The 21,272-nt window shown below is 68.6% G+C and carries 20 protein-coding genes and 1 pseudogene; 11 read left to right on the top strand and 10 right to left on the bottom strand.

Annotated elements, in window-relative coordinates; translation table 11 throughout:
• Nucleotides 1-3: 3 nt before the first annotated feature.
• Nucleotides 4-678, bottom strand: coding sequence for a TVP38/TMEM64 family protein (locus tag ACFWO8_RS14505; RefSeq protein WP_378949940.1), 675 nt, complete (start codon nucleotides 676-678; stop codon nucleotides 4-6).
• A 173-nt stretch (nucleotides 679-851) separates the two neighbouring features.
• Between ACFWO8_RS14505 and ACFWO8_RS14500 the strand changes: the two genes are divergently transcribed.
• The 4 genes from ACFWO8_RS14500 to ACFWO8_RS14485 all read left to right on the top strand — a co-directional run bounded on the left by ACFWO8_RS14500 (nucleotide 852) and on the right by ACFWO8_RS14485 (nucleotide 6,679).
• Complete coding sequence (locus ACFWO8_RS14500) at nucleotides 852-2,723, top strand: methylmalonyl-CoA mutase family protein (protein WP_378949938.1); 1,872 nt, start codon at nucleotides 852-854, stop codon at nucleotides 2,721-2,723.
• Nucleotides 2,723-4,987 (top strand): methylmalonyl-CoA mutase, encoded by a 2,265-nt coding sequence (scpA, locus tag ACFWO8_RS14495; RefSeq protein WP_378949936.1) that lies wholly within the window; start codon nucleotides 2,723-2,725, stop codon nucleotides 4,985-4,987. The genes ACFWO8_RS14500 and scpA overlap by 1 nt, the downstream gene beginning before the upstream one ends.
• 71 nt (nucleotides 4,988-5,058) lie before the next feature.
• Entirely contained in the window at nucleotides 5,059-6,156 is a 1,098-nt protein-coding gene (meaB, locus tag ACFWO8_RS14490; protein WP_378949934.1) for a methylmalonyl Co-A mutase-associated GTPase MeaB, read from the top strand.
• A 199-nt stretch (nucleotides 6,157-6,355) separates the two neighbouring features.
• Nucleotides 6,356-6,679 carry a hypothetical protein gene (locus ACFWO8_RS14485; protein ID WP_378949932.1) on the top strand — a complete coding sequence of 108 codons (324 nt, stop codon included), beginning with the start codon at nucleotides 6,356-6,358 and terminating at the stop codon, nucleotides 6,677-6,679.
• Nucleotides 6,680-6,692: 13 nt separating this feature from the next.
• Here ACFWO8_RS14485 and ACFWO8_RS14480 read toward each other — a convergent pair whose 3' ends face one another.
• On the bottom strand, nucleotides 6,693-7,820 hold the full coding sequence (locus tag ACFWO8_RS14480; protein WP_378949930.1) for a magnesium and cobalt transport protein CorA: 1,128 nt from the start codon (nucleotides 7,818-7,820) through the stop codon (nucleotides 6,693-6,695).
• A 110-nt stretch (nucleotides 7,821-7,930) separates the two neighbouring features.
• Here ACFWO8_RS14480 and ACFWO8_RS14475 point away from each other — a divergent pair, with 110 nt between their 5' ends.
• Entirely contained in the window at nucleotides 7,931-8,296 is a 366-nt protein-coding gene (locus ACFWO8_RS14475) for an ArsR/SmtB family transcription factor (RefSeq protein WP_378949928.1), read from the top strand.
• Complete coding sequence (locus tag ACFWO8_RS14470) at nucleotides 8,293-8,766, top strand: SRPBCC domain-containing protein (RefSeq protein WP_378949926.1); 474 nt, start codon at nucleotides 8,293-8,295, stop codon at nucleotides 8,764-8,766. The genes ACFWO8_RS14475 and ACFWO8_RS14470 overlap by 4 nt, the downstream gene beginning before the upstream one ends.
• 38 nt (nucleotides 8,767-8,804) lie before the next feature.
• On the opposite strand, the gene ACFWO8_RS14465 is transcribed toward ACFWO8_RS14470, so the two are convergent.
• Genes ACFWO8_RS14465 through ACFWO8_RS14455 form a run of 3 tightly spaced genes read right to left on the bottom strand, consistent with a single transcriptional unit; the run spans nucleotide 8,805 to nucleotide 12,514 of the window.
• Entirely contained in the window at nucleotides 8,805-9,611 is an 807-nt protein-coding gene (locus ACFWO8_RS14465; protein WP_378949924.1) for an FAD-binding domain-containing protein, read from the bottom strand.
• A 31-nt stretch (nucleotides 9,612-9,642) separates the two neighbouring features.
• Nucleotides 9,643-11,004 carry a TIGR01777 family oxidoreductase gene (locus ACFWO8_RS14460; protein WP_378949922.1) on the bottom strand — a complete coding sequence of 454 codons (1,362 nt, stop codon included), beginning with the start codon at nucleotides 11,002-11,004 and terminating at the stop codon, nucleotides 9,643-9,645.
• Between the two features lie 13 nt (nucleotides 11,005-11,017).
• Nucleotides 11,018-12,514, bottom strand: coding sequence for a multicopper oxidase family protein (locus ACFWO8_RS14455; protein ID WP_378949920.1), 1,497 nt, complete (start codon nucleotides 12,512-12,514; stop codon nucleotides 11,018-11,020).
• Between the two features lie 243 nt (nucleotides 12,515-12,757).
• On the opposite strand from ACFWO8_RS14455, the gene ACFWO8_RS14450 reads away from it, so the two are divergent.
• The 3 genes and pseudogenes from ACFWO8_RS14450 to ACFWO8_RS14440 form a co-directional block, all read left to right on the top strand.
• Nucleotides 12,758-13,912 carry a sensor histidine kinase gene (locus tag ACFWO8_RS14450; protein ID WP_378949918.1) on the top strand — a complete coding sequence of 385 codons (1,155 nt, stop codon included), beginning with the start codon at nucleotides 12,758-12,760 and terminating at the stop codon, nucleotides 13,910-13,912.
• The gene (locus ACFWO8_RS14445) at nucleotides 13,909-14,541 is read left to right on the top strand and encodes a response regulator (protein WP_378949916.1); all 633 of its coding nucleotides are present in this window, start codon (nucleotides 13,909-13,911) and stop codon (nucleotides 14,539-14,541) included. Before ACFWO8_RS14450 ends, ACFWO8_RS14445 begins: the two co-directional genes overlap by 4 nt.
• Before the next feature lie 48 nt (nucleotides 14,542-14,589).
• Nucleotides 14,590-14,831, top strand: a pseudogene (locus tag ACFWO8_RS14440) (hypothetical protein); the annotation flags it as partial.
• Here ACFWO8_RS14440 and ACFWO8_RS14435 read toward each other — a convergent pair.
• The 3 genes from ACFWO8_RS14435 to ACFWO8_RS14425 are packed head-to-tail and all read right to left on the bottom strand — an operon-like array spanning nucleotide 14,795 to nucleotide 17,983.
• The gene (locus tag ACFWO8_RS14435) at nucleotides 14,795-15,676 is read right to left on the bottom strand and encodes an amidohydrolase family protein (protein ID WP_378949914.1); all 882 of its coding nucleotides are present in this window, start codon (nucleotides 15,674-15,676) and stop codon (nucleotides 14,795-14,797) included. The pseudogene ACFWO8_RS14440 and the gene ACFWO8_RS14435 overlap by 37 nt on opposite strands.
• Nucleotides 15,673-16,713: a nucleoside hydrolase gene (locus tag ACFWO8_RS14430; RefSeq protein WP_378949912.1), complete on the bottom strand. Its 1,041-nt coding sequence runs from the start codon at nucleotides 16,711-16,713 to the stop codon at nucleotides 15,673-15,675. Before ACFWO8_RS14430 ends, ACFWO8_RS14435 begins: the two co-directional genes overlap by 4 nt.
• A gap of 55 nt (nucleotides 16,714-16,768) precedes the next feature.
• Entirely contained in the window at nucleotides 16,769-17,983 is a 1,215-nt protein-coding gene (locus tag ACFWO8_RS14425) for an FAD-dependent monooxygenase (protein WP_378949910.1), read from the bottom strand.
• A 105-nt stretch (nucleotides 17,984-18,088) separates the two neighbouring features.
• Between ACFWO8_RS14425 and ACFWO8_RS14420 the strand changes: the two genes are divergently transcribed.
• Complete coding sequence (locus ACFWO8_RS14420) at nucleotides 18,089-18,658, top strand: TetR family transcriptional regulator (RefSeq protein ID WP_378949908.1); 570 nt, start codon at nucleotides 18,089-18,091, stop codon at nucleotides 18,656-18,658.
• Here ACFWO8_RS14420 and ACFWO8_RS14415 read toward each other — a convergent pair whose 3' ends face one another.
• Entirely contained in the window at nucleotides 18,659-20,098 is a 1,440-nt protein-coding gene (locus tag ACFWO8_RS14415; RefSeq protein WP_378949906.1) for a CoA transferase, read from the bottom strand.
• A 42-nt stretch (nucleotides 20,099-20,140) separates the two neighbouring features.
• Here ACFWO8_RS14415 and ACFWO8_RS14410 point away from each other — a divergent pair, with 42 nt between their 5' ends.
• Nucleotides 20,141-20,893: a thioesterase II family protein gene (locus ACFWO8_RS14410; protein WP_378949904.1), complete on the top strand. Its 753-nt coding sequence runs from the start codon at nucleotides 20,141-20,143 to the stop codon at nucleotides 20,891-20,893.
• Here ACFWO8_RS14410 and ACFWO8_RS14405 read toward each other — a convergent pair.
• Complete coding sequence (locus tag ACFWO8_RS14405; RefSeq protein WP_378949902.1) at nucleotides 20,874-21,248, bottom strand: DUF2784 domain-containing protein; 375 nt, start codon at nucleotides 21,246-21,248, stop codon at nucleotides 20,874-20,876. The two genes, ACFWO8_RS14410 and ACFWO8_RS14405, sit on opposite strands and share 20 nt — an antisense overlap.
• Nucleotides 21,249-21,272: the final 24 nt, after the last annotated feature.

Here is a 21,272-nt window from a genome sequence, read left to right as displayed (position 1 = left end):
CGGTCAGGGGGTGGCGGGCTCCGGCTCGGGAACCGCCGTGTCGACCGGGAGCCGAAGGTCGACGATCAGCCCGATCAGCCCGATCGACAGGCAGATGGCCGACACGGTGATCGCGATCGGGTGGCTGTCGCCTGCCAGTGAACCGGCCAACACCACTGTCGAGATCGTGCCGGGGGCCGAACCGGCCAGTGTCGCAACGAGATACGGGGCGACCCGGACCGACGACAACCCGCAGCAGTAGTTGACGATCGAGAAGGGGGCAAAGGCGATCAACCGCAGCGCGGCCACCGCGAGCCAACCGCGCCGGGCCAGCCGATCATCGATCGCCCGCACCGCCGGGTGGGTCAGGTGTTCGGCGACCCGGTCGCGGCCCAGTGCGCGGACCCCGAGCAGCGCTACGGTCGCGCTCACCGCCGTGGCGGCCATGGCGATGATCGAACCGAGGATCGGACCGAACAGCACGCCGCTGGTCACGGTGAGCACGGTGCGCGGAACGGGTGCGACGGCGACCACCGCATAGAAGAGGAAGAACAACAACGGCAACAGCGGCCCAGCGCCACCGGCCCAGTCGCGGATCTGCTGCGGGCCCGGCAACGGAACCATCATCGCCAGCACGAACAGTGCGGCGAGCCCGGCCAGTGCGATGAGCAGGCGCGGGGAACGGATCAATCGGGACACTCGGGTAAGCGTACCGGCCGGTAGGGGATGGCCCGAGTGAGCGGACGTGGTGTCACAGATAGCATCAGGAGGGAACCGGATACATCCTGGTTCGCTGTGTGCCCGTTTGTGGGATTTCACGGACCGGCAGCACACCGGGGTGCGGTCGTCGAACGGAAGAGAGAACAGCAGCTATGCCGATTGGTTCAGAGTCCGGGGCGGGGCTCGCACCGGATCCGGTGCCCGAGTACGCCGCGTGGCGCAAGGGCGTGGCCGGTGTGCTGGCGAAAGCGCGACGGGTCGAGGCTTCCGAGCTCCCCGCCGAACCGGAACATCTGCTCGACGAGACCACCTATGACGGGCTGACGATCGCCCCGCTCTACACCCGTCGCGACGAGCTGCCCGAGCAGCCGCTGCCCGGCGCCTTCCCGTATGTGCGCGGTGGCGACGCCGAGCGTGATCCGCAGCGCGGCTGGTTCGTCGGTGCGTTCGCCGGTGCGGACGACGCCGAGGCCACCAACCAGGTGATCCTGACCGGTCTGGAGAACGGTGTCAGCGCGATCGCGCTCGGAGCGGGCACCTACGGTGTCGCCGTCGACGACATCCCTGTCGCCCTGCGTGGCGTGCTGTTCGAGCTGGCCCCGGTGACGCTGGTGGCCGGTGCGGCCACCAGCGCTGCCGCCGAGCGGGTGTTCGAGCTGCTCGACGGGTACTCGATCGCTGATCGCGCCCAGATCCGGGTCGGCCTCGGCGCCGCCCCGCTGACCAGCGCCTTCACCGGCGCCGAAGACCTCGACCAGGCCGAGGCCGTCGCGCTGGCCGTGCGCGCGATCGCCCGGCCCGAGACGGTCCGCGCGATCACGGTGGACGGCATCGCCTTCCATAACGCCGGTGCCGCCGACGCGCAGGAAGTGGGCGCCGCCGTCGCGGCCGGTCTGGCCTACCTGCGCCTGCTCACCGGCGCCGGGGTCGACATCGCCGACGCGTTCGGTCAGCTCGAGTTCCGCTTCGCGGCCACCGACGACCAGTTCGCGACCATCGTGAAGTTCCGCGCCGCCCGGCGCCTGTGGGCGCGAGTCGCCCAGGTCTCCGGTGCTCCCGCCTTCGGCGCCGCGCCGCAGCATGCTGTCACCTCGGCCGCCATGATGACCCAGCGTGACCCCTGGGTGAACCTGTTGCGCACCACGCTCGCCGCGTTCGGCGCCGGCGTCGGCGGCGCCGATTCGGTGACCGTGCTGCCCTTCGACGCGGCCCTGCCCGCGGGCGAACTCGGCGTGTCGACGACGTTCTCCCAGCGCCTGGCTCGCAATACCCAGCTGCTGCTGCTCGAGGAATCCCGCCTCGGGCACGTGCAGGACCCGGCCGCCGGTTCCTGGTATGTCGACAAATTGACCGACGAACTCGCGGCCAAGGCATGGGAATTCATGCAGGAGCTCGAGTCGGCGGGCGGCTACCTCGCCGCTCTCGACGCCGGTGTGCTCGCGGCCCGGATCGCCGAGACGGCCGCCACCCGCGCCGCCGACGTAGCCCATCGCCGGACCGCTGTCACCGGCGTCAACGAGTTCCCCAACCTCGCCGAGACCCCGCTGTCGGAGCAGGCCCGTGAACCCGGCCCGAACGCGCGCTACGGTGCAGCCTTCGAGGCGCTGCGCAACCGTTCCGATGCCTACCTGGCTGCCAACGGCGCGCGCCCGAAGGCGCTGATCGTCCCGCTCGGCCCGGTCGCCGAACACAACGCGCGCACCATCTTCACCGCGAACGTGCTGGCGTCGGGTGGCATCGAGTCGGTCAACCCCGGTCCGCTCGCGGTCGACGAAATCGGCGCCGCCGCGACAGAGTCCGGTGCGCGCATCGCGGTCCTGTGCGGTTCGGACAAGCGCTACGGCGAACAGGCGGGGGCCGCGACCGACGCCCTGCGCGCCGCCGGAATCGAGACCGTGCTGCTGGCCGGACCGGAGAAGTCGGTGGCGGACTACAGCGGTACGCAGCGTCCCGACGGGTACCTGGCCCTGCGCATCGACGCGGTCGCGGTCCTGTCGCAGCTGCTGGAGAAGGTGGGAGCCTGATGACCACATCCAATGTCGAGCACCTCATCGGCAGCTTCGCCGAGGTGCCGCTGACCGACCGCGCGCCCGCGCCGGCCGCCGTCGACGCCGAGCAGGTGCGCGCCTTCGTGGCCGATGCCGCGACGGCAAACCACACCACTGCCGAGCAGCTGGTCTGGTCGACCCCGGAGGGCATCGACGTTCCGCCGGTGTTCACCAAGGCCGATCGCGATGCTGTTGTCGCGCAGGGCTATCCACTCGACACCGTGCCCGGCGTCGCACCGTTCCTCCGCGGCCCGTACCCGACCATGTACGTGAACCAGCCGTGGACGATCCGCCAGTACGCGGGCTTCTCCACCGCCGCGGACTCCAACGCCTTCTACCGCCGCAATCTGCAAGCGGGCCAGAAGGGGCTTTCGGTCGCCTTCGACCTCGCCACCCACCGTGGCTACGACTCCGACCACCCCCGCGTCCAAGGCGACGTCGGCATGGCCGGTGTCGCGATCGACTCGATCCTGGACATGCGCCAGCTCTTCGACCAGATCCCCCTCGACCAGGTGTCGGTGTCGATGACCATGAACGGTGCGGTGCTGCCGATCCTGGCGCTCTACGTCGTCGCCGCCGAAGAGCAGGGCGTGACGCCCGAGCAGCTGGCCGGAACCATTCAGAACGACATTCTGAAAGAGTTCATGGTCCGCAACACCTACATCTACCCGCCCAAGCCCTCGATGCGGATCATCTCCGACATCTTCGCCTTCGCGAGTGCGAAGATGCCGAAGTTCAACTCGATCTCCATCTCGGGTTACCACATCCAAGAGGCCGGTGCGACAGCCGATCTGGAGCTGGCCTACACCCTCGCCGACGGTGTGGAGTACATCCGCGCCGGTATCGCCGCGGGCATGGACGTCGACAAGTTCGCGCCGCGCCTGTCGTTCTTCTGGGCCATCGGCATGAATTTCTTCATGGAGGTCGCCAAGCTGCGCGCGGGGCGTCTGCTGTGGAGCGAGCTGGTGTCGAAGTTCGAACCCAAGAGCGCGAAATCGCTGTCGCTGCGGACACATTCGCAGACCTCGGGGTGGTCGCTGACCGCGCAGGACGCCTACAACAATGTGGCGCGCACCTGCATCGAGGCGATGGCCGCGACCCAGGGGCACACCCAGTCGCTGCACACCAACGCGCTCGACGAAGCCCTGGCCCTGCCGACGGACTTCTCCGCCCGCATCGCCCGCAACACCCAGCTGCTCATCCAGCAGGAATCCAACACCACCCGCCCGATCGACCCGTGGGGCGGCTCGTACTACGTCGAGTGGCTCACCCACCAGCTCGCCGAGCGGGCCCGCGCCCACATCGCCGAGGTCGAGGCGCACGGCGGGATGGCACAGGCGATTTCGGAAGGCATTCCGAAGCTGCGCATCGAAGAGGCCGCCGCGCGGACCCAGGCCCGCATCGACACCGGGCAGCAGCCGGTGATCGGTGTCAACAAATACCAGGTCGAAGAGGACCACGCGGTCGAGGTCCTCAAGGTCGAGAACTCGCGGGTGCGTGCCGAGCAGATCGAGAAGCTGGAACGGCTTCGCGCCGAACGTGATTCGGTCGCCGTCGAGCAAGCGCTTGCCGCATTGACCCGTGCGGCAGCGTCTTCCGAAGGTGGTATGGCGAACAACCTGCTCGCGCTCGCCATCGACGCGGCGCGCGCCAAGGCGACCGTCGGCGAGATCTCCGATGCGCTGGAGAAGGTATACGGCCGTCATCAGGCCGAAATCCGTACCCTGTCCGGTGTGTACCGTGACGAAGCAGGCAAGGCCACCAACATCGGCGCCGCCATCGCGCTGGTGGAGGAATTCGGCGAGGCCGAGGGTCGGCGTCCCCGCATCCTGGTCGCCAAGATGGGCCAGGACGGACACGACCGCGGCCAGAAGGTGATCGCGACCGCGTTCGCCGACCTCGGCATGGACGTCGACGTGGGCCCGCTGTTCCAGACGCCCGAAGAGGTGGCCCGCCAGGCGGCCGACAACGACGTGCACATCGTCGGTGTGTCCTCGCTGGCGGCCGGTCACCTCACGCTGGTGCCCGCGCTGCGGCAGGCACTGGCCGAGGTGGGTCGCCCCGACATCATGGTCATCGTCGGCGGCGTGATCCCGCCCGGCGACTTCGACGAGCTCTACGAGGCCGGTGCGGCGGCGATCTTCCCGCCCGGCACCGTGATCGCCGACGCGGCCATCGACTTGCTGAAGAAGCTGGGTGCGGCGCTCGGGCACGAGATCGGCGGCGGCGCACAGGCATGAGCGGTCAGCGCCCGGAGGCGGCAGCCGGCGTAACCACGGAGGGCGCGGCGAGCATGCCGCAGCGGAACAGTATGAGCGACGCCGCACAGGTCGCCGGGGGTGCCGACGCGCACCCTCGGCTCGGGACCACGGCGGGCGTCGGCTCGCCACGTAACGAGGGCCGCACCGCCGCGGGTGTCCGCCGCACGATCGATGTCGACGCGCTCGCCGAGGAGGTCAAGGCCGGGCAGCGGTCGGCGTTGGCTCGCGCGATCACGCTCGTCGAATCCACTCGCTCCGATCATCGCGAACTGGCGCAGCAGTTGCTGCTGCGGGTGGCGGCGGAGCCGGGCAGTGTCGTCTCGAATCGGGTCGGCATCACCGGCGTTCCCGGCGTCGGCAAGTCCACGTTCATCGACGCGCTCGGTATGTACTTGTTGGCCAAGGGTCATCGGGTCGCGGTACTCGCGGTCGATCCGTCGTCCACCCGGACCGGCGGCTCGATCCTCGGTGACAAGACGCGCATGGCGCGGTTGTCCCTCGAAGCCGACGCGTTCATCCGGCCGTCCCCGACCGCGGGCACCCTCGGCGGCGTGGCCAAGGCGACCCGCGAGACGATCGTGCTCCTGGAGGCCGCCGGATACGACGTGATCCTCGTGGAGACCGTCGGCGTCGGCCAGTCCGAGGTGACCGTCGCCAATATGGTCGACGTGTTCTGCTTCCTCACCCTGGCCCGCACCGGAGATCAGTTGCAGGGCATCAAGAAGGGCGTGCTGGAACTCGCTGAACTCGTCGCGGTGAACAAGGCCGACGGCAAACACGAGATCGAAGCCAAAGGCGCCGCCCGCGAACTGGCCGGGGCGCTGCGCCTGATCCACCCGCACGACGCGCTGTGGAAACCGCCGGTGCTCACCATGAGCGGCCTGGAAGGCGTTGGCCTGGAGAAGTTCTGGGGCACCGTCCTGGACCACCGCCGGGTGCTCACCGAGGCGGGCGAATTCGCCGAGAAGCGCCGCCGCCAGCAGGTCGACTGGACCTGGACCATGGTCCACGACCAGATCCTGCGTCGGCTCGCCGACAACCCGAACGTGAAAGATGTTCGCGCGCAGGTGGAATCGGCTGTCCGCGCTGGAACGCTCACCCCGGCCCTCGCCGCCGAACAGATCCTTACGGCCTTCGACCGGAGTTGAGGCACCGGCAACGGTGCCCACCGGTAGCTGTCGGCGGCGTTATCGAGTCGTACCTCTGATGATCGCCCGGAATTTTGGCCATCACGTGGGGGTTTGCGGATGATATTCCGATTCCGGCTACTTTGCCAGCTGTTGTCTGCGCCGATTTACGAGGATCCTCGGAAATGGACGTCGAGAGCTGACGGCCGAGGAGGTAGTGATGACGATTTTCCGGACGAATCGGACCATGAGCAGCGACAAAACGCCCGAGCGGGCGATTCTCGGGGGTGACGGTCGTTGGCGGCTCACCTGGCTGCCGGAATTCGGCCTGACGTCTGATCAGGCGATATCTGGACTGAGGCTGGACGAGATCCTCAGTGACCCAGCCCTGGTCTATGACCGGATGGCGCTGGCGGAGGCCACCACCTGCGCCGACCGCATCGGAATCATCCTCGAGCTCGCGATGGTGCGGCTCTGGAAGCGGATGACCACCGCCATCGCGCTCTGCGGGTTCGCGGCGACCCGATGGGGTCGACTCGTCTGACCGGGTCGGACTGTCACAACCAGCGGATACGGCGGAAGGCCACGGCCAGGGCGGTGCAGATCGTCAGCATGACGATCAGGGTGGCGGGGTACCCCCAGGGCTGCCGGAGTTCGGGCATATGGTCGAAGTTCATGCCGTAGATGCCGGCGATCATGGTGGGGACGGCCAGAATGGCGATGTAGGCGGAGATCTTGCGCATGTCGGTGCTCTGCTGGACGGCGATCTTGGCCACGGCGGCGCCGACGAGTGTGGTGAGAGTTTCGTCGAGGTCGTTGATGCGTTCGGCGACACCGCTGTGGTGGTCGGCGACATTGCGCAGGTAGCGGCGCACTTCCTTGGGCAGGGGAGTGCCCGGCGCGGTGAGGGATTGCAGCGGGCCGGCGAGGGGGCGCACGGCCCGACGCAGCTCGACGATCTCGCGTTTGAGCTGGTAGATCGCCTCGATCGGGATCTTGCTCCGCGGGCTGAAGAGCTCTTCCTCCATCGACTCGACATCGAACTCGACCGCCAGGGCGACCTCGACGTAGGAGTCGACGACGTGGTCGGTGATCGCGTGCAGCACAACGCTGGAGCCGAGCGCGAGGCGATCGGGGTCGGACTCGAGCCGATGCCGGACCGCGGTGAGTTCATTGTGTTCGCCGTGGCGGACCGCGACGACGAAATCGGCGCCGAGGAAGACCATGATCTCGCCGGTCTGCACGATCTCGCTGACGGTGTGCATATCGTGCTCGACATAGGCGACGGTCCGCATCACGGTGACCATGGTGTCGTCGTAGCGTTCGAACTTCGGGCGCTGCCTGCCGTTGACGGCGTCCTCGGCGGCGAGTTCGTGTAGTCCGAATGTCTCGGCGATCTCGCCCATCTGCTGCGGATCCGGTTCGAACAGGCCGATCCACACGAAACCTGTACCGCGCCTCCGGATTTCGGCCAGCGCGGTCTCGGGGGTGAATCGTCCCGGCAGGCGCTTGCCGTCGACGTAGGCGGCGCAGTCGATGATGGCGCGCGCGGTCGGGACCGAGGGTTTGGGGACGACTTCCACCCGGCGTCTGCTGCGGGACAGGAACGGGGAACCCGCCACCACGGCCTCGATGCCGCGCCGGGACGCGATCGCGGTCGGTGCGATACGAGGCCTGTCGACCATCGTTCACCTCGCTCTCTTCGATCGTGCCGCAGCATCCCACGCCGGCCGATATCGGCGCAAACCGGGCGAGGGGGTTGCGCAGACGGCGGTAGATGTGAATACTTAGGTATGTGCCTAAGTATTCGAGCGACGAACCGGACGGCGGACTCGACAGTGTCTTCCGGGCATTGGCCGATCCGACTCGTCGCGCGATCGTCGAACGGCTGGCGGGTGGGCCCGCATCGGTGTCGGATCTCGCCGCGCCGTTCGAGGTCGCGCTTCCGACGATCGTGGGGCACCTGAAAGCGCTGGAGGCCGGTCGGCTCGTCAGCTCGGCGAAGATCGGTCGCGTGCGCACCTACCAGCTGGTGCCGGATGCCTTCGGGGCCGCGATCGACTGGCTGCATCGCCAACGTCCACCGGCTCAGCGGCAGGTGGACCGGCTCACGGCATTACTCGTGGAATCAACCAAAACCCCAGAGGGAGAAGAACAATGACCGACACGGTGACCCGCTCCATCAACCATGCCCAGTTCACCATCGAACGCGAGGTGCCCGTCGCGCCCGCCGTCGTCTTCCAGGCCTTCGCCGACCCCACCACCAAGGCGAAGTGGTTCGGCGGCGAGGAAGGCTGGGAGCAGGGCGAGGTCTCGGTCGACTTCGAGGTCGGCGGCCGCGAGATCAACGAAGGCACCTTCGAGAAGAAGATGACCTCCCGCTACGTCGCGACCTACACCGACATCGTCGACAACGAACGCCTCGTCTATACCTACGACATGTGGCTGAACGGCTCCCATATCTCCACGTCGGTAGCCACCTGGGAATTCGAACCGACCACCACCGGCACCAAGCTCACTCTCGTCGAATTCGGCGCCCACCTCGACGGATTCGACACCGGTGCCGACCGTGAGGAAGGCACCCGCGGCCTCGTCGACTCCCTCGTGAACTATCTCGTCGCCCAGGCCTGAGCGGCCTGTTGCTCGTCGAGGCGCGCAGTGGCGGCGCGCTAGCTGCCGACGCAGTCGATGATCGGCGGGGGATACTCCGCCGGATCGACGTTCTCGCGCCACGGACGATGAATGTTCGCGCCGGGCAGGTGTGCCAGCTCGGGTAGCCATCGCCGCACGTAGGCGCCGTCGGGGTCGTAGCGGTCGGCTTGGCGCAGAGGATTGAGGATCCGATTGGGCCGGGTGTCGGTGCCGGTGCCTGCGACCCACTGCCAGTTGAGCTGGTTGTTCGCGAGATCGGCGTCGACGAGCCAGTACAGGAAATGCGCCGCGCCGACCCGCCAGTTCTGGCGTAGCGACTTGGCGAGGAAGCTGGCCGAGATCAAGCGCGCTCGCCCCGGCATCCAGCCCTCGGCGCGGAGTTGGCGCATGCCCGCATCGACGATCGGGTAGCCGGTGCGCCCGTCTCGCCACGCGGCGACGGCCTTTTCGTCGTCGGGGCCCGCGGTCACCCGTGTGCGGTAGTCCGACCAGGCGGCATCGGGGCGAGCGGCGAGCACCTGGTGGTGGAAGTCGCGCCAGGCCAGCTGCCGGACGAAGGCGAGTCCGCCTTCGGTCGCCGTATCGACCCGGCCCACCACCTCGGTGGGGGACACGCACCCGAAGTGGAGGTATGGCGACAGCCGGGAGGTGGCGTCGGCGGCGAGATCATCGTTGTCACGGGCGTAGTCGGCGATGGGGCCGTCGAGCCAGTCACGCAGCAGCGCCCGGCCGGTGGACTCCCCGCCGACCCGCAACTGTGGCGATGGCTGCCCGGAAGCGAGATCCGCGGGCCGGGGTAGCGCCTCGCCCCGGATCGGGGGCACCGACAGCGACCGGGGCGCCGGTAGCGGGGTCTCATCGGGCGCAGCTCGCGGTTCGTCCGAGCAGATGCCGCAGCGTCTCCTCCAAAACCTCGGTTCGGAAGGTGTGCCCGGCCTTCGCCAGCCGGGTCGGCGTCACTCGCTGGCCGGCCTCGGCGAGTTCGCGCGCGCCCTGCCTGCCCAGCAGCACCGCCGGACCGAAGCTCGGGACCGGCAGCAGCGCGGGGCGATGCAGCACTCGTGCCAGTACTCGGGTGTACTCGCTGTTGCGAACCGGCCGTGGCGCAACGGCATTGACCGGACCTACCAGGGTGTCGTCCCACAGTGCGCGGTGGTAGACATCGACGAGATCGTCGATTCCGATCCACGACAGCCACTGTCGGCCGTCCCCGATGCGCCCACCGAGACCGGCGGTGAACAACGGTCGCAGCAACCGCAGGGTGCCCCCACGCGGGGACTGCACGATGCCGGTGCGCACCCGCACGACGCGGACTCCGCCCACCGCCGCGGGCTCGCACGCGTCCTCCCACTGTTCGACCACATCGGCCAGGAAGCCGTCACCGCGCTCGGACTTCTCGGTCAGCGCCTGCTCGCCGCGGTCATAGCCGTAGTAGCCGATGGCGGACGCGCTGACGAAGGTGTCGACGTCCGAGGCGGCGGCGAGTTCGGCGAGCCGCCGGGTCGGCTCGATGCGACTGTCGGCCACCGCACGCCGGTGCGCGGCGGTGAATCGGCCCGCGATGGAGGCCCCTGCCAGATGGACCACGGCATCGACGTCGGCGAGCAGGTCGGCGGCAGGCGCGGCGGGGTCCCACTGCCGTTCGTCGGGATGACGGGTGGGATGGCGGACCAGCCGCACCACGCGGTGCCCGCCGGTGCTGAGGAAGGCGCTCAGCGCGGAGCCGACCAGGCCCGACGCGCCGGTCATCGCGATCGTCGTCGGTGGTAGGCCGGACTCGGCCGCGCGGCGGTGGGCGGCCAGATCATTGGTGAGCTGGCGGTAGCGGTAGTGGAACATCGGCCGCAACACGGACTCCGGAATCGGCGTCTGCACCCGATCGATGACACGGGTGTGGGCGTCGTCGATCTCGGCGAACTCGTGTACATGCCGCCACGGCAGCAGCCGGGAGACCGGCAACGAGGCCGGTCCTTCCGCCGCGACGGCGTCGGCGAACCGCTCGGGCGGTCGATACTGCTCGGGGTCGTGCTGAGCGATCCAGCGCAGCCCGCCGGGAAGGCCGAGCACCGCTCGCCCGGTGGCCAGCGAATCGGCTTCGGCGAGCAAGGTGACCGGCTGCCATGGTGGAGCCAAGCGCGTGAACGCACCGCGACGGGCGAACCAGGCGAAGACGTCGGCCCGGGGTGTCGCAACGATGTCAGAACACTCGATGCCCATCACTCGACTGTAGTCACGATCCGCCGTGACCCATGGCGCCCATGTCCATCTGCATGGGTGTGGGTTGCTGCCCCGGGGCGAGGACCAGGAACTGGCCCATCATGCCCTGGTCTTCGTGGTGGAGGAGGTGGCAGTGGTACATGTACGGGTAGGTGGGGTCGGTGTGGTCGGCGAAGTGCATGGCGAGGGTGTAGGTGGTGTCGGGGGCGGTGTAGACGGTGTCCTTCCAGCCGGAAAGGGTCGCGGGAGGCGGTGTTCCGTCGATGGCGATGATCTGGAATTGGACGTCGTGTACGTGGAAGTTGTGCGGCCAGTTGTCCTTGTTGCGGACCGTCCATACTTCGGTGGTGTCGACGGGGATGGTCATGTCGATGCGGTTCATGTCCATGCGGCGGTTGTTGATCATGAACCATTGGAGGTCGAACGAGCGGGTCGGCGCGGTGGTCGCGGAGGCGAGCGCCCGCATCGGGATCAGGGTCGCGGGCAGCGCGCCGGAAGGGCGCAGAGTGTCGGCGGCACGCAGCGTCAGGATGTCGAAGGTGTCGTCGAAGCCGAACTCGGCGGCGCGGTCGATGCCCGCGCGCTCGGTGACCGGCAGGGACCGCAAGGTGACGTTCTCGCCCGCACCGAGGGTGACCACCAGCTCGGCACGTTCACCGGGGCTGAGTGGAATCCGGTTCAGGGCAACGGGTTCCGGCAGTAGACCGCCGTCGGTGGCGATGAGCTGGAACGTTCTGCCGTCGCCGAAGGCGAGGTTGTAGAGGCGACCCGACGAGCCGTTGAGGATTCGCAACCTGACCCGGTCGGTGGTGACCGGCAGGTGGGCGTTCGCGATGCCGTTGGTGACGATCGTGTCGCCGAGCAGGCCGACATCGGTGGCGTCGGATTCGTCGAGCGTGCCGTCGGCGGTGAAGCGGCGATCTTGAATCACCAACGGAATATCGTCGACACCATAGTTTTTCGGCAGATCGAGAGCGTCCGCCGGATCGTCGTCGATCAGGAAGAAGCCGGAAAGGCCACGGTGGACATGCTTTTCGGTCGCGCCGTGCGGATGTGGGTGGTACCAGAGCGTGGCGGCCTGCTGTTGCACCGTCCAATTCGGCGCCCATACCGCGCCGGGCCCGATCATCTGGTGGGGGCCACCGTCGAACTTCGCGGGCAGGTGCATGCCGTGCCAGTGCACCGAGGTGGGCTCGGGCAGATCATTGGTGATGGTGAAGGCGAGCTTCTCGCCGCGTCGAGCGCGCACGGTCGGTCCGAGGATCGACCCGCTGTAGCCCCACGTCGGGGTCTGCTTGCCCCGGATCATCTCGGTGGTGCCCGCCTGCGCTCGCAGCGTGAACCGGCGGACGCCGTCCGCGCCGACGGCCGATGCGGCCAGCGGTGGGATGGGCAATGGGCGGGTCGAGTCGGCTGCCGAACCGGGTGTCGACGGGCGGATCGAACACCCGGCCGCGTACACCACCGGTGTGAGGGCGAGCCCGGTGAGAAATCCTCGTCGCGAGACCACGTGTGCTCCTTCTGTACGGGAACCTCCAGCCTCGTTCGGCCACGGCGGCGGCGACTCCGCCGAACAGTCGGATCCGGCCCGACGGATTCCGCCCGCGCGGCCCTTGCGGACGGGCCAGTCGCGTGGTATTTCGTGTTCGGTCCGATCCCGGACGGGTCGGCCGCGTGGCCCGTGCCCCTCTCGCGGACGCGCCGACCCGCCTGCTCGCGCGGTCCGAACCGCTCGGTCACTTACCGTGGGGATGTGATCGACATCCGTGCACACCGCGACTGGCGAAGGCTGCTGCGGTGGCTGCCGCTGCTGCTGATTCCGGTGGTATTGCTGGCCAGCACCTACCCGGACCAGTACCGTGTGCCGCCGCACTACTGGTTGCTGGCGATGACCGCGGGCGTGGTGTTCCTGGCCGGCTCGCGGTGGCCGCTCGTGGTGTCGATCGTGCTGTCGGCGCTGGCGGTGCCGATGCTGCGGACGGATGCCTGGGGTGTGTCCGGTCTGGTGCCCTACCTCGGCGCGGTGGCTCTGGTCGATGTGGTGGCGCGCACGCATCGGTGGTCGACCGTCGCGGTGGCGACGGCCGGATGGGCCGCGGCGGTGGCGCTCGGGCGGGTCGGTCTGCACGACAACTCGATCGGTCGGGCGTCCACTCTCGTCGAGGCCGCGGCGTATGTGGGACTGCCGTTGCTGCTCGGGTTGTATCTGCGTGGGCAGCGTGACCTCGCGGAGAATGTGCGAATACGCGCCGAAGAGGCGCAAGCCCGTACCCGCCTCGACGAACGCGCCGCACTGGCCAGGGAACTCCACGATGTGGTCGCCCACCACATGGCGTCGATCATTCTGCGGATCTCGGTGGCCGGACATGTTGTGCGCGAAGCTGATCCGCGTATGGTCGCCGTGCTCGACGATGTGCGTGGCACCGCGGCCGATGCGCTCGCCGATATTCGCAGGCTGCTCGCCGCCCTGCGTGACCCGGCCCTCGGCACTGTCGCCCTGGTCGATACCGATGCGGTCGTGACCGAGGTCGAGGCCGCGCTCACCCGGGCCCGTGCCGCCGGGTTCGCTGTCGCGGCCGAGGTCGATGCCGACCTCGGCGGGCTCGACGCGATCAGCAGGCTCACCCTGTTGCGCCTGGTTCAGGAATCGCTGACCAATGTGATGAAACACGCGGATCGTGGTGTGCCGGTGCGGTTTCGGATCATCAGGGACGCGGACGGGATCGCGCTCGAGGTAGTCAACGGCGCTCGCGAGTTGTCGGCGCCGGCGGGACACGGAATCGTCGGAATGCGGGAGCGCGCCGAACTCGCCGGGGGCACTCTCGTCGTCGGCACGGGCGCCGACGACGAGAATTGGACGGTGCGCGCCTGGCTGCCGGACACCGCGAGCGAAGTGGAGCTGTCGTGATCACGGTCTTGTTGGTGGACGATCAGCGTCTGGTACGGGCGGGCTTGCGGATGCTCATCGAGGACACCGCCGACCTCGCCGTCGTCGGGGAGGCGGCCGACGGCGTCGAAGCGGTGCGGCTGTACGCCGAGCTCGCCCCCGACCTGGTCGTCATGGATCTGCGGATGCCCGGCCTCGATGGTGTCGCGGCGACCCGGCAGATCCTTGCCTTGTCGCCGCGCGCGAAGGTGCTCGTGCTGACCACCTTCGACGACGACGAACACCTGTTTCCCGCGCTGTCCGCCGGGGCCGCGGGCTATTTCGTCAAGGACACCGAGCCCGCCGTACTGCTCGACGCGATCCGGCGCACGGTGGACGGCGATCTGCTGTTCTCGCCCGCGCTGCTGCGCCGCCTGGTCGACCGGGCGCTCGCGGCACCGTCGGCGCCGGTCCCCACGCCCGATCTGACGCCACGGGAGCTCGACGTCCTTCGTCTCGTCGCGCAGGGGTACGGCAACCAGGAGATCGCTGATCGGCTCCACCTGGGCGTCAGCACCGTCAAGACCCACATCGCCAACCTCCTCGGGAAGACCGGCACCGACAACCGTGTTCGCCTCGCCGTCTACGCGGCCGAGGTCATCGACCGCTGACATCCCGAGGTGAGATAGGTCGTCCGGAGTCGGATTGTCGTGCCGGTCGGGTTGGCCGACCAGATCGTCGTCGGCGGCGTCATCGAGGCTACGACCCGCTGGTGCACCAAGAACCTGCAGAAGCGCCTGGACGACTCGACATCCCCGCGACCTTCGACCTGTCGAACCAGGGCACCCACTCGTGGGGCTACTGGCAGAAGGTCTTCAAGAACTCGTGGCCGCTCCTGGCCGAGGGGATGGAGATCCCGCCTGATCAGCCGAGCTCGAACAGCCGTGCCGCATTGTCATGACAGACCTTGCGCAGCCATTCCGGACCGAGGTCGAGACGTTCCAGTGCGGCGACGGCCTCGGCATAGGGATAGGGGATGTTCGGGAAGTCGCTGCCGAACAGAATGCGATCGGCGAAGCGGCGCAAGCGATCTCGTTCGGCGGGTGGGAAGGGCGCACCGCCTTCGCTGAAGTCGGTCCACACCATGGTGGCATCGAGATAGAGCAGCGGGTACTGCTCGGCCAGATCGAGGAACTCGCTGTATTCGGGGGTTCCCATGTGCGCGATGATCAAGCACAGGGTCGGGAAGCGCCGCAGGAGTTCGGCGATGGGGGCGGGCCCGGTGAATTCGCCCGGGGCGGGACCGGATCCGCAGTGGATGACAACGGGTGTGCCGGTCTCGGCGAGGATTGCCCACACCGGGTCGAGCAGGGGGTCCAAGGGCGAGAACGCGCCGACCTGGATGTGCACCTTGAACACTCGCGCACCATTGTCGATGGCCTCGCGGACGTAGCGTGGCGCGTCCGGCTCGGGGTAGAAGGTGGCCGTGTGCAGGCAGTCGGGGGTGCGGGCGGCGAACTCGGCGGTCCAGCCGTTGAGCCAGGCCGCCATCTCCGGCTTGTGCGGGTACACCAGCGAGGTGAACGCTCGGATGCCGAAGTCGCGCAAGGTCTTCAGACGCACCTGCTCGTCGTCGCGATAGGTGATCGGCCACGGTCGGCCGATCAGCGGCCCGACGGCGTCGAAATACGCCCAGACCTTGTGCATCACCTGATCGGGCATGAAATGGGTGTGGACGTCGACGATCGCGGGCAGGTTGTAGCGTTCGCGGAAGTCGGCGAGATAGGCGACGGTGTCTTGGGTCATGACGGCTCCGGGTAGAGGTGGCGGGCCAGGGCACCGACGCGGGTGACGAGGCGTTCGAAGAAAACGGCGGGGTCGGTGCCGATCACGATGTCGGCGTTGGGTTCTCGGCCCCACATGCCGGACCAGTCGGCGACGGTGGTGGCGCGGGTGATGGTGCCGGTCAGCTCCACGTCGACGGTGGCCGGGCGGGTGGTCGCCAGGGCCGGATCGAGTGCGACCGCGGCGGCGAACGGGTCGTGCATGTGCGCCAGGTAGCCCAGGTCGTACTGGTGGTGGAAGTCGAAATAGAACCGCACCGCGTCGGTGAGATAGCGGATGATCGGATTGCTTGCCGCCGAACGGAATTCGGTGGGATCGCCCGCGCTGACCTGCTCGATCGGTGCGCTGTGTGCCGACTGCGCCAGAAGCGCGAGGTGTTCGGGGCCCATCTCGATGGACTCGGTGATGTCGAGTGCGCAGATCAGCGGCCTGCGCTCCGGCGGCGCCGCGGAAAAGGCGTCGAACACCTCTTTGGCCGCTTCGGGGTCGACGTGGATGTTCCACTCGTTGGTCGGGGTCGTGTTGCCGGGGTGGTTGAACGCGCCACCCATGATGACCAGACGGTGCAGCAGGCGCGGCAGTTCGGGTTCGATACGCAGGGCCAGCGCGAGATTGGTCAACGGACCGGTGCACAGGCCGGTCACCTCGCCGGGGCTCGCGCGAACCAGGTCCACCCAGAGCTGGGCCGCCGACCGCGACGACAGCGCACGCGGTGAGACGGGCAGTTCGGCGTACCCGAGGCCCTGCGGACCGTGGGTGTCCTCGGTGGTGCGCAAGGGGATGGCGAGCGGTTCGGCCGCGCCGAGCGCCACCTCGATCTCGGGTGCCCGGCCCAGGTCGAGCATCGCCAGGGTATTTGCCGCGACCTGTGCCCCGTCCACGTTGCCCGCGGTGGCGGCGATGCCGATGATCTCGGCGTCGTCGGAGGCCAGCAGGTAGAGGATGGCCAGGGAGTCGTCGATCCCGGTATCGACGTCGAGGATGATCTTCTGCGGCACGTCATCGAGAGTAGCCGCGGACCATGCGGGGTCCGCGGCCAGTCGGTAGGTGGGGTCAGTAGGTCGGGAGGGCGAACTCCTCGGTGTGGCCGAAGAAGATCTTCTTGGTCAGCGGGCGCATCGGGCGCGACATCATGAGTCGCACGTTCGCCTTGGCGAGCCGCGTCAACAGCGGGGATTTGGGGATCATCATCGCCATGCCGCCGCCGGGGATCTCCTTGGCCTTGTCGAGGAACGGCGAGATCTTGTCCTGGTAGCGCTGCTGCGCGCCTGCCAGATCGTGCGGGGTGGCGGCGATCTCGGCGGCCAGCACGTAGGCGCCGACGATGGCCATCGCGGTGCCCATGCCGCTCAGCGGGGATCCGCAGTAGCCCGCGTCACCGATCAGCGTCACCCGGCCGATGGACAACTCGGGGACGTCGACGCGGGCGACTTCATCGAAGTAGAAGTCGGCGGTGGAGTCCATCGCGTCGAGGACCGCCGGGGCGTGCCAGCCCGCGTCGCCGATCGTCTTCCTGATGAGAGCGCGCTGGGCGTCGACGTCGCGGCGCAGTGCCGGGTCGACCTCGGTGCGCATGGTGATGATCGCCTTGGCGGTGCTCGGGTCGCCGTCGGGGCGGATGCCGAGCATGGCACCGGGCACCAGGCGCATGCTGAACCAGCCCGGCTCCATATCGGCCGGCTTCGGCATGGTGAAGAAGGCGCCGTACCCGCCGAGGTTGGTGCTGAACTTCTCCTCGGGCCCGAAGACGAGCCGGCGGGTCGCCGAGTGCACACCGTCGGCGCCGATCACCAGGTCGAACCGCTCGGTGACCCCGGATGCGAACGTGACGTCCACGCCGGTGTCGTCCTGGACGACCTTGTCGATCCACTCGCCGTAGCGATAGTCGAGCTGACCGTTGTCGGCGATGGCCACCGCGTCGAGGAGCACCTGATTGAGATCGCCGCGGGTGATCTCGATTTCGGCGACGGCGCCCTGACCGTCGAAGTCCGCCATCGCCATCCTGGCGTAGATCTTGCCGTCGCCGTCGATATAGGACATCCCGCGCTCGTCGAGCTGGTACTCGGCGATGCCCGCCATCAAACCCATCCGCTCGGCGGCCTCCTTGCTCGGACCACGCAGATCGACGGCCTGACCGCCGGGACGGGGGACCGTGGCGCGCTCGACGACGGTGGTGCGAATGCCGGTGCGCAGCAACTGGAGTGCGACCGCGTTGCCCGCGATACCGCCGCCGGAGACGAGAACGTGGAGGGGACTGGTAATGCTCATGATGGTGCTTCCCGTCTGATGTACGAATGTCTTAGACATATGTCTAACAGAGGCTGGCACGGATGTCTAGAACAAATGTCTAAGACGTCGGGTAGGCTGCTGAGCATGGGTAACAGAGAAGATCTACTGGCGGGGGCGCGCAAAGTGATTCTGGAGCGCGGCGTCGCGAAGGCGACCGCGCGCGATATCGCCGCCGCGGCGGGGGTGAGCCTGGCCGCGATCGGCTACCACTTCGGGTCGAAGGATCGCCTGGTCACCGAGGCGTTGAGCGAGGCGCTCGGCAACTCCATCGGTGACGCGATGGACGAGTTGATCGCCGCGGGAGCCGGGAAGTCGCCACTGGAGGGGCTCGCGCTGCTGTGGAACGCGATGCCCGCGGTGTTCGCGGGCAATCACGAGGCGATGCTGGCCAGTCTGGAGAACATCGTGCGGATCGTGCGCTCCGACGACGCGCGGGCGCAGTTGGGCGACCAGCTGTCCGGGGCGTTCGCCGATCTCGGGGCGCATGTACAGGCCGCCCATCCCGAACTCGATCCGGCGCAGGCCGCGGCGATCGGGCGGTTGTACTTCGTGCTCGCCCAGGGGCTCGGGATGCTGTGGTTGCTGGATCCCGGCGAGGTGGCCGTCGATGGTGATCAACTCACCGTGGCGGTCCAGGCGCTCGCGGGGAAGTGATCATGGGCGGTGGTAGTGGTCGGGCGCTTCGACCCAGAACGGCTGCGCCGATCCGTACGGTGGCGCGGGCCAGCGGTAATCGTCGTAATCGGCGAATGCCGGTGCGGCCGTGACGAGTTCGTGGTGGGTGACCGTCGATGCCGGATCGGGTGGTAACGCGGCAGGATGTTCGGGGGAGCGGCCGTCAGCCGCCAGGAGCCAGGATGCGGTGCGGGCCAGCGAGACTCCGATGGTTCGACCGAACCCGTCGTGGGCGCGGGCCAGGAGTGCGTCCATGACGGCGGCGGCCAGGAGGTAGCCCGACCCGTGGTCGAGTGCCTGGGCGGGCAGTGCGCCGGGACGATCCGGTGTTCCCTCGATGAACGAGATGCCGGATGCCGCCTGGACGATGCTGTCGAAACCTCGTCGGTCGCCCCACGGTCCGCTCGTGCCCCATGCGGAGACCGAGGCCTCGATCGAACCGGGACGCCGGGCCGCGCCGACACCGGCCGCGGCGAGCGCGCCCGGGCGGTAGCCGGTGACGAGCACGTCCGCCTCGGCGAGGAGAGCCTCGAAGGTCGCGAGGTCGGTGCGTAGGTCGAGCAAGGTCGAGCGCTTGCCCTGGCAGTTGTCGGCGAACTGCCAGTCGATCTCGGGGAGGTGCGGTGGGTCGATGCGGAGCACGTCGGCGCCGAGCAGGGCCAGCGTTCGGGTGGCGACCGGCCCGGCGAGGACGCGAGTCAGGTCGAGCACGCGAATGCCGGTCAGCGGTCGGTCGGTCGTGGGACCGGCCCCGGTGGCGCCGAGTGGAGTGCGCGGCCGGTGATCGTTCTCGCGCGGGCGAGGATCGTGCCCGCCCGCCGACAGCCTCGCATCGGTGGTGGGCATACGGTCCGCGCGCACGTCCGAGGCGACCAACGGGCCGGTCGCGGCGGCACGGCCCATCGGGCTGGTCGACCATTCGTCTTCGGCGCGGACGCGGACCGCGATCGCACCCGCCGCGGTCGCGGCGTCTTCGATCTCGGCGCCCTTCATCGTGGACAATCGTTCGGTGAGCCGGCCGGCGTCACCGTCGGCGGGCAGGTCGAGTGCCCGCAGGAGCCGGTCACGGTGATGTGGGTAGTTCGCGTGGGTGCGGACCCAGCCGTCGGCGGTGGGGAAGAAGCCTGACAGCTCGGCGAAGATCGAGGGGGCGCTCGCGCCTCGACGGAACAGACGTTCACTGCTGAATGCCGCGCTCACCCGGTCGGCATCGAGGCGAACAGGGCGGGTGGGCAGTCCCCGCGCGACTCTGACCCGGTTGGCGGCCGCGCTCGCCGCCGCGACCGAACCCGCGGCGAGTGCCCACACCGGTAGGGTGGCCGCCAACCGCGCACCCGCGTCCGGCACGTCGACATCGCTCGACAGGGGGAGTCCCAGTCCTGTCTCGTAGGCGTGGACGAGCTGCTGCGCGGTGGTCACATCGACCAGCCTAGTTGCGGTGATGATGGTGAGGAGTGTGATGTGGGCGTGAATACGGCTGCGACGGAGTGGGTTCGAATACTGCGACCGGACACAGCGGCGCGCGGGCGATTGACGTGCTTTCCGCCAGGCGGGGGATCGGCGACCTTCTATCGGGAGTTGGCGCGACACATCGGTGCGGGCGTCGAGGTGGCGGCGGTGCAGTATCCGGGGCGGCAGGACCGCCTCGCAGACCCGACGATCACCGACCTGCATCTGCTCGCCGACCGGATCGCCGCGGACATCGCGCGTCAGCCGGGACCGGCCCGTTCACTGTTCGGGCACAGCATGGGCGCGACCGTTGCCTACGAGACCGCGCTGCGACTCGCCGCGGCCGGACAACCGGTTCGCGCACTCATCGTATCCGGCCGTCCCGCACCGGAATTCGTCGAAACGGCACGGCTGCACCAGGCCTCGGACAGCGCGCTCATCGACGATCTGGAGCGTCTGGCGAACGATCCGGCACCGGTGCGACTGCTGCGTACCGAACCAGGATTCGCCGATCTCGTACTGCCCGCCGTCCGCGCCGACTACCAGGCGGTCGAGACCTATCGGCAGCGACCGGGACCGTCGCTGCGCTGCCCGGTAGTCGCGCTTGTCAGCACCGAGGACCCGACGACCACCGTGGCGCAGGCCGAACAGTGGCGTGCGGTCACCGACGGGCCGTTCAGCATCCGCACGTTCGGTGGCGGGCACTTCTATCTCGACGAACAGCACGCCGCGGTGGCGCAGGAGATCACACGGCACGTGAACTGAGTCGGCGCTGGTGCAGGCGCGCGTAGCCCAGCCACGACACCAGCACGGCCACCGCCGCGAGCGCGCGCACCAAGCCGAGTGCGCTGTCGGGGTAGATCACGCCGGTCAGGTAGTGGTCGATGAATCCCGCGGCGGGCAACTCGCCCACCTCGGCCTGCCTGCGCGCCCAGTTCTCGGCGTAGGTCAGCGGGCAGTGGAAGCCGATCAGGACGGTGCCGAAACCCCACGCCACGGCCAGCACGTGCAGGCCGATCGTGCGCGGCCATCGCCACGCGAGGAATCCACCGGCGACCACGTACGCGATGAACGCGACGTGGGTGACGGCGAAAACGTCGGCCAGCACCCGGAACAGCACCTATTCAGAATATGTAACCGTTCG

The organism is Nocardia sp. NPDC058480 (assembly GCF_042720495.1).
Taxonomy (GTDB): Bacteria; Actinomycetota; Actinomycetes; order Mycobacteriales; family Mycobacteriaceae; genus Nocardia.
The sequence above is the reverse complement of the archived record's forward strand: the minus strand, read 5'-3'. Positions and strand labels throughout refer to the sequence as shown.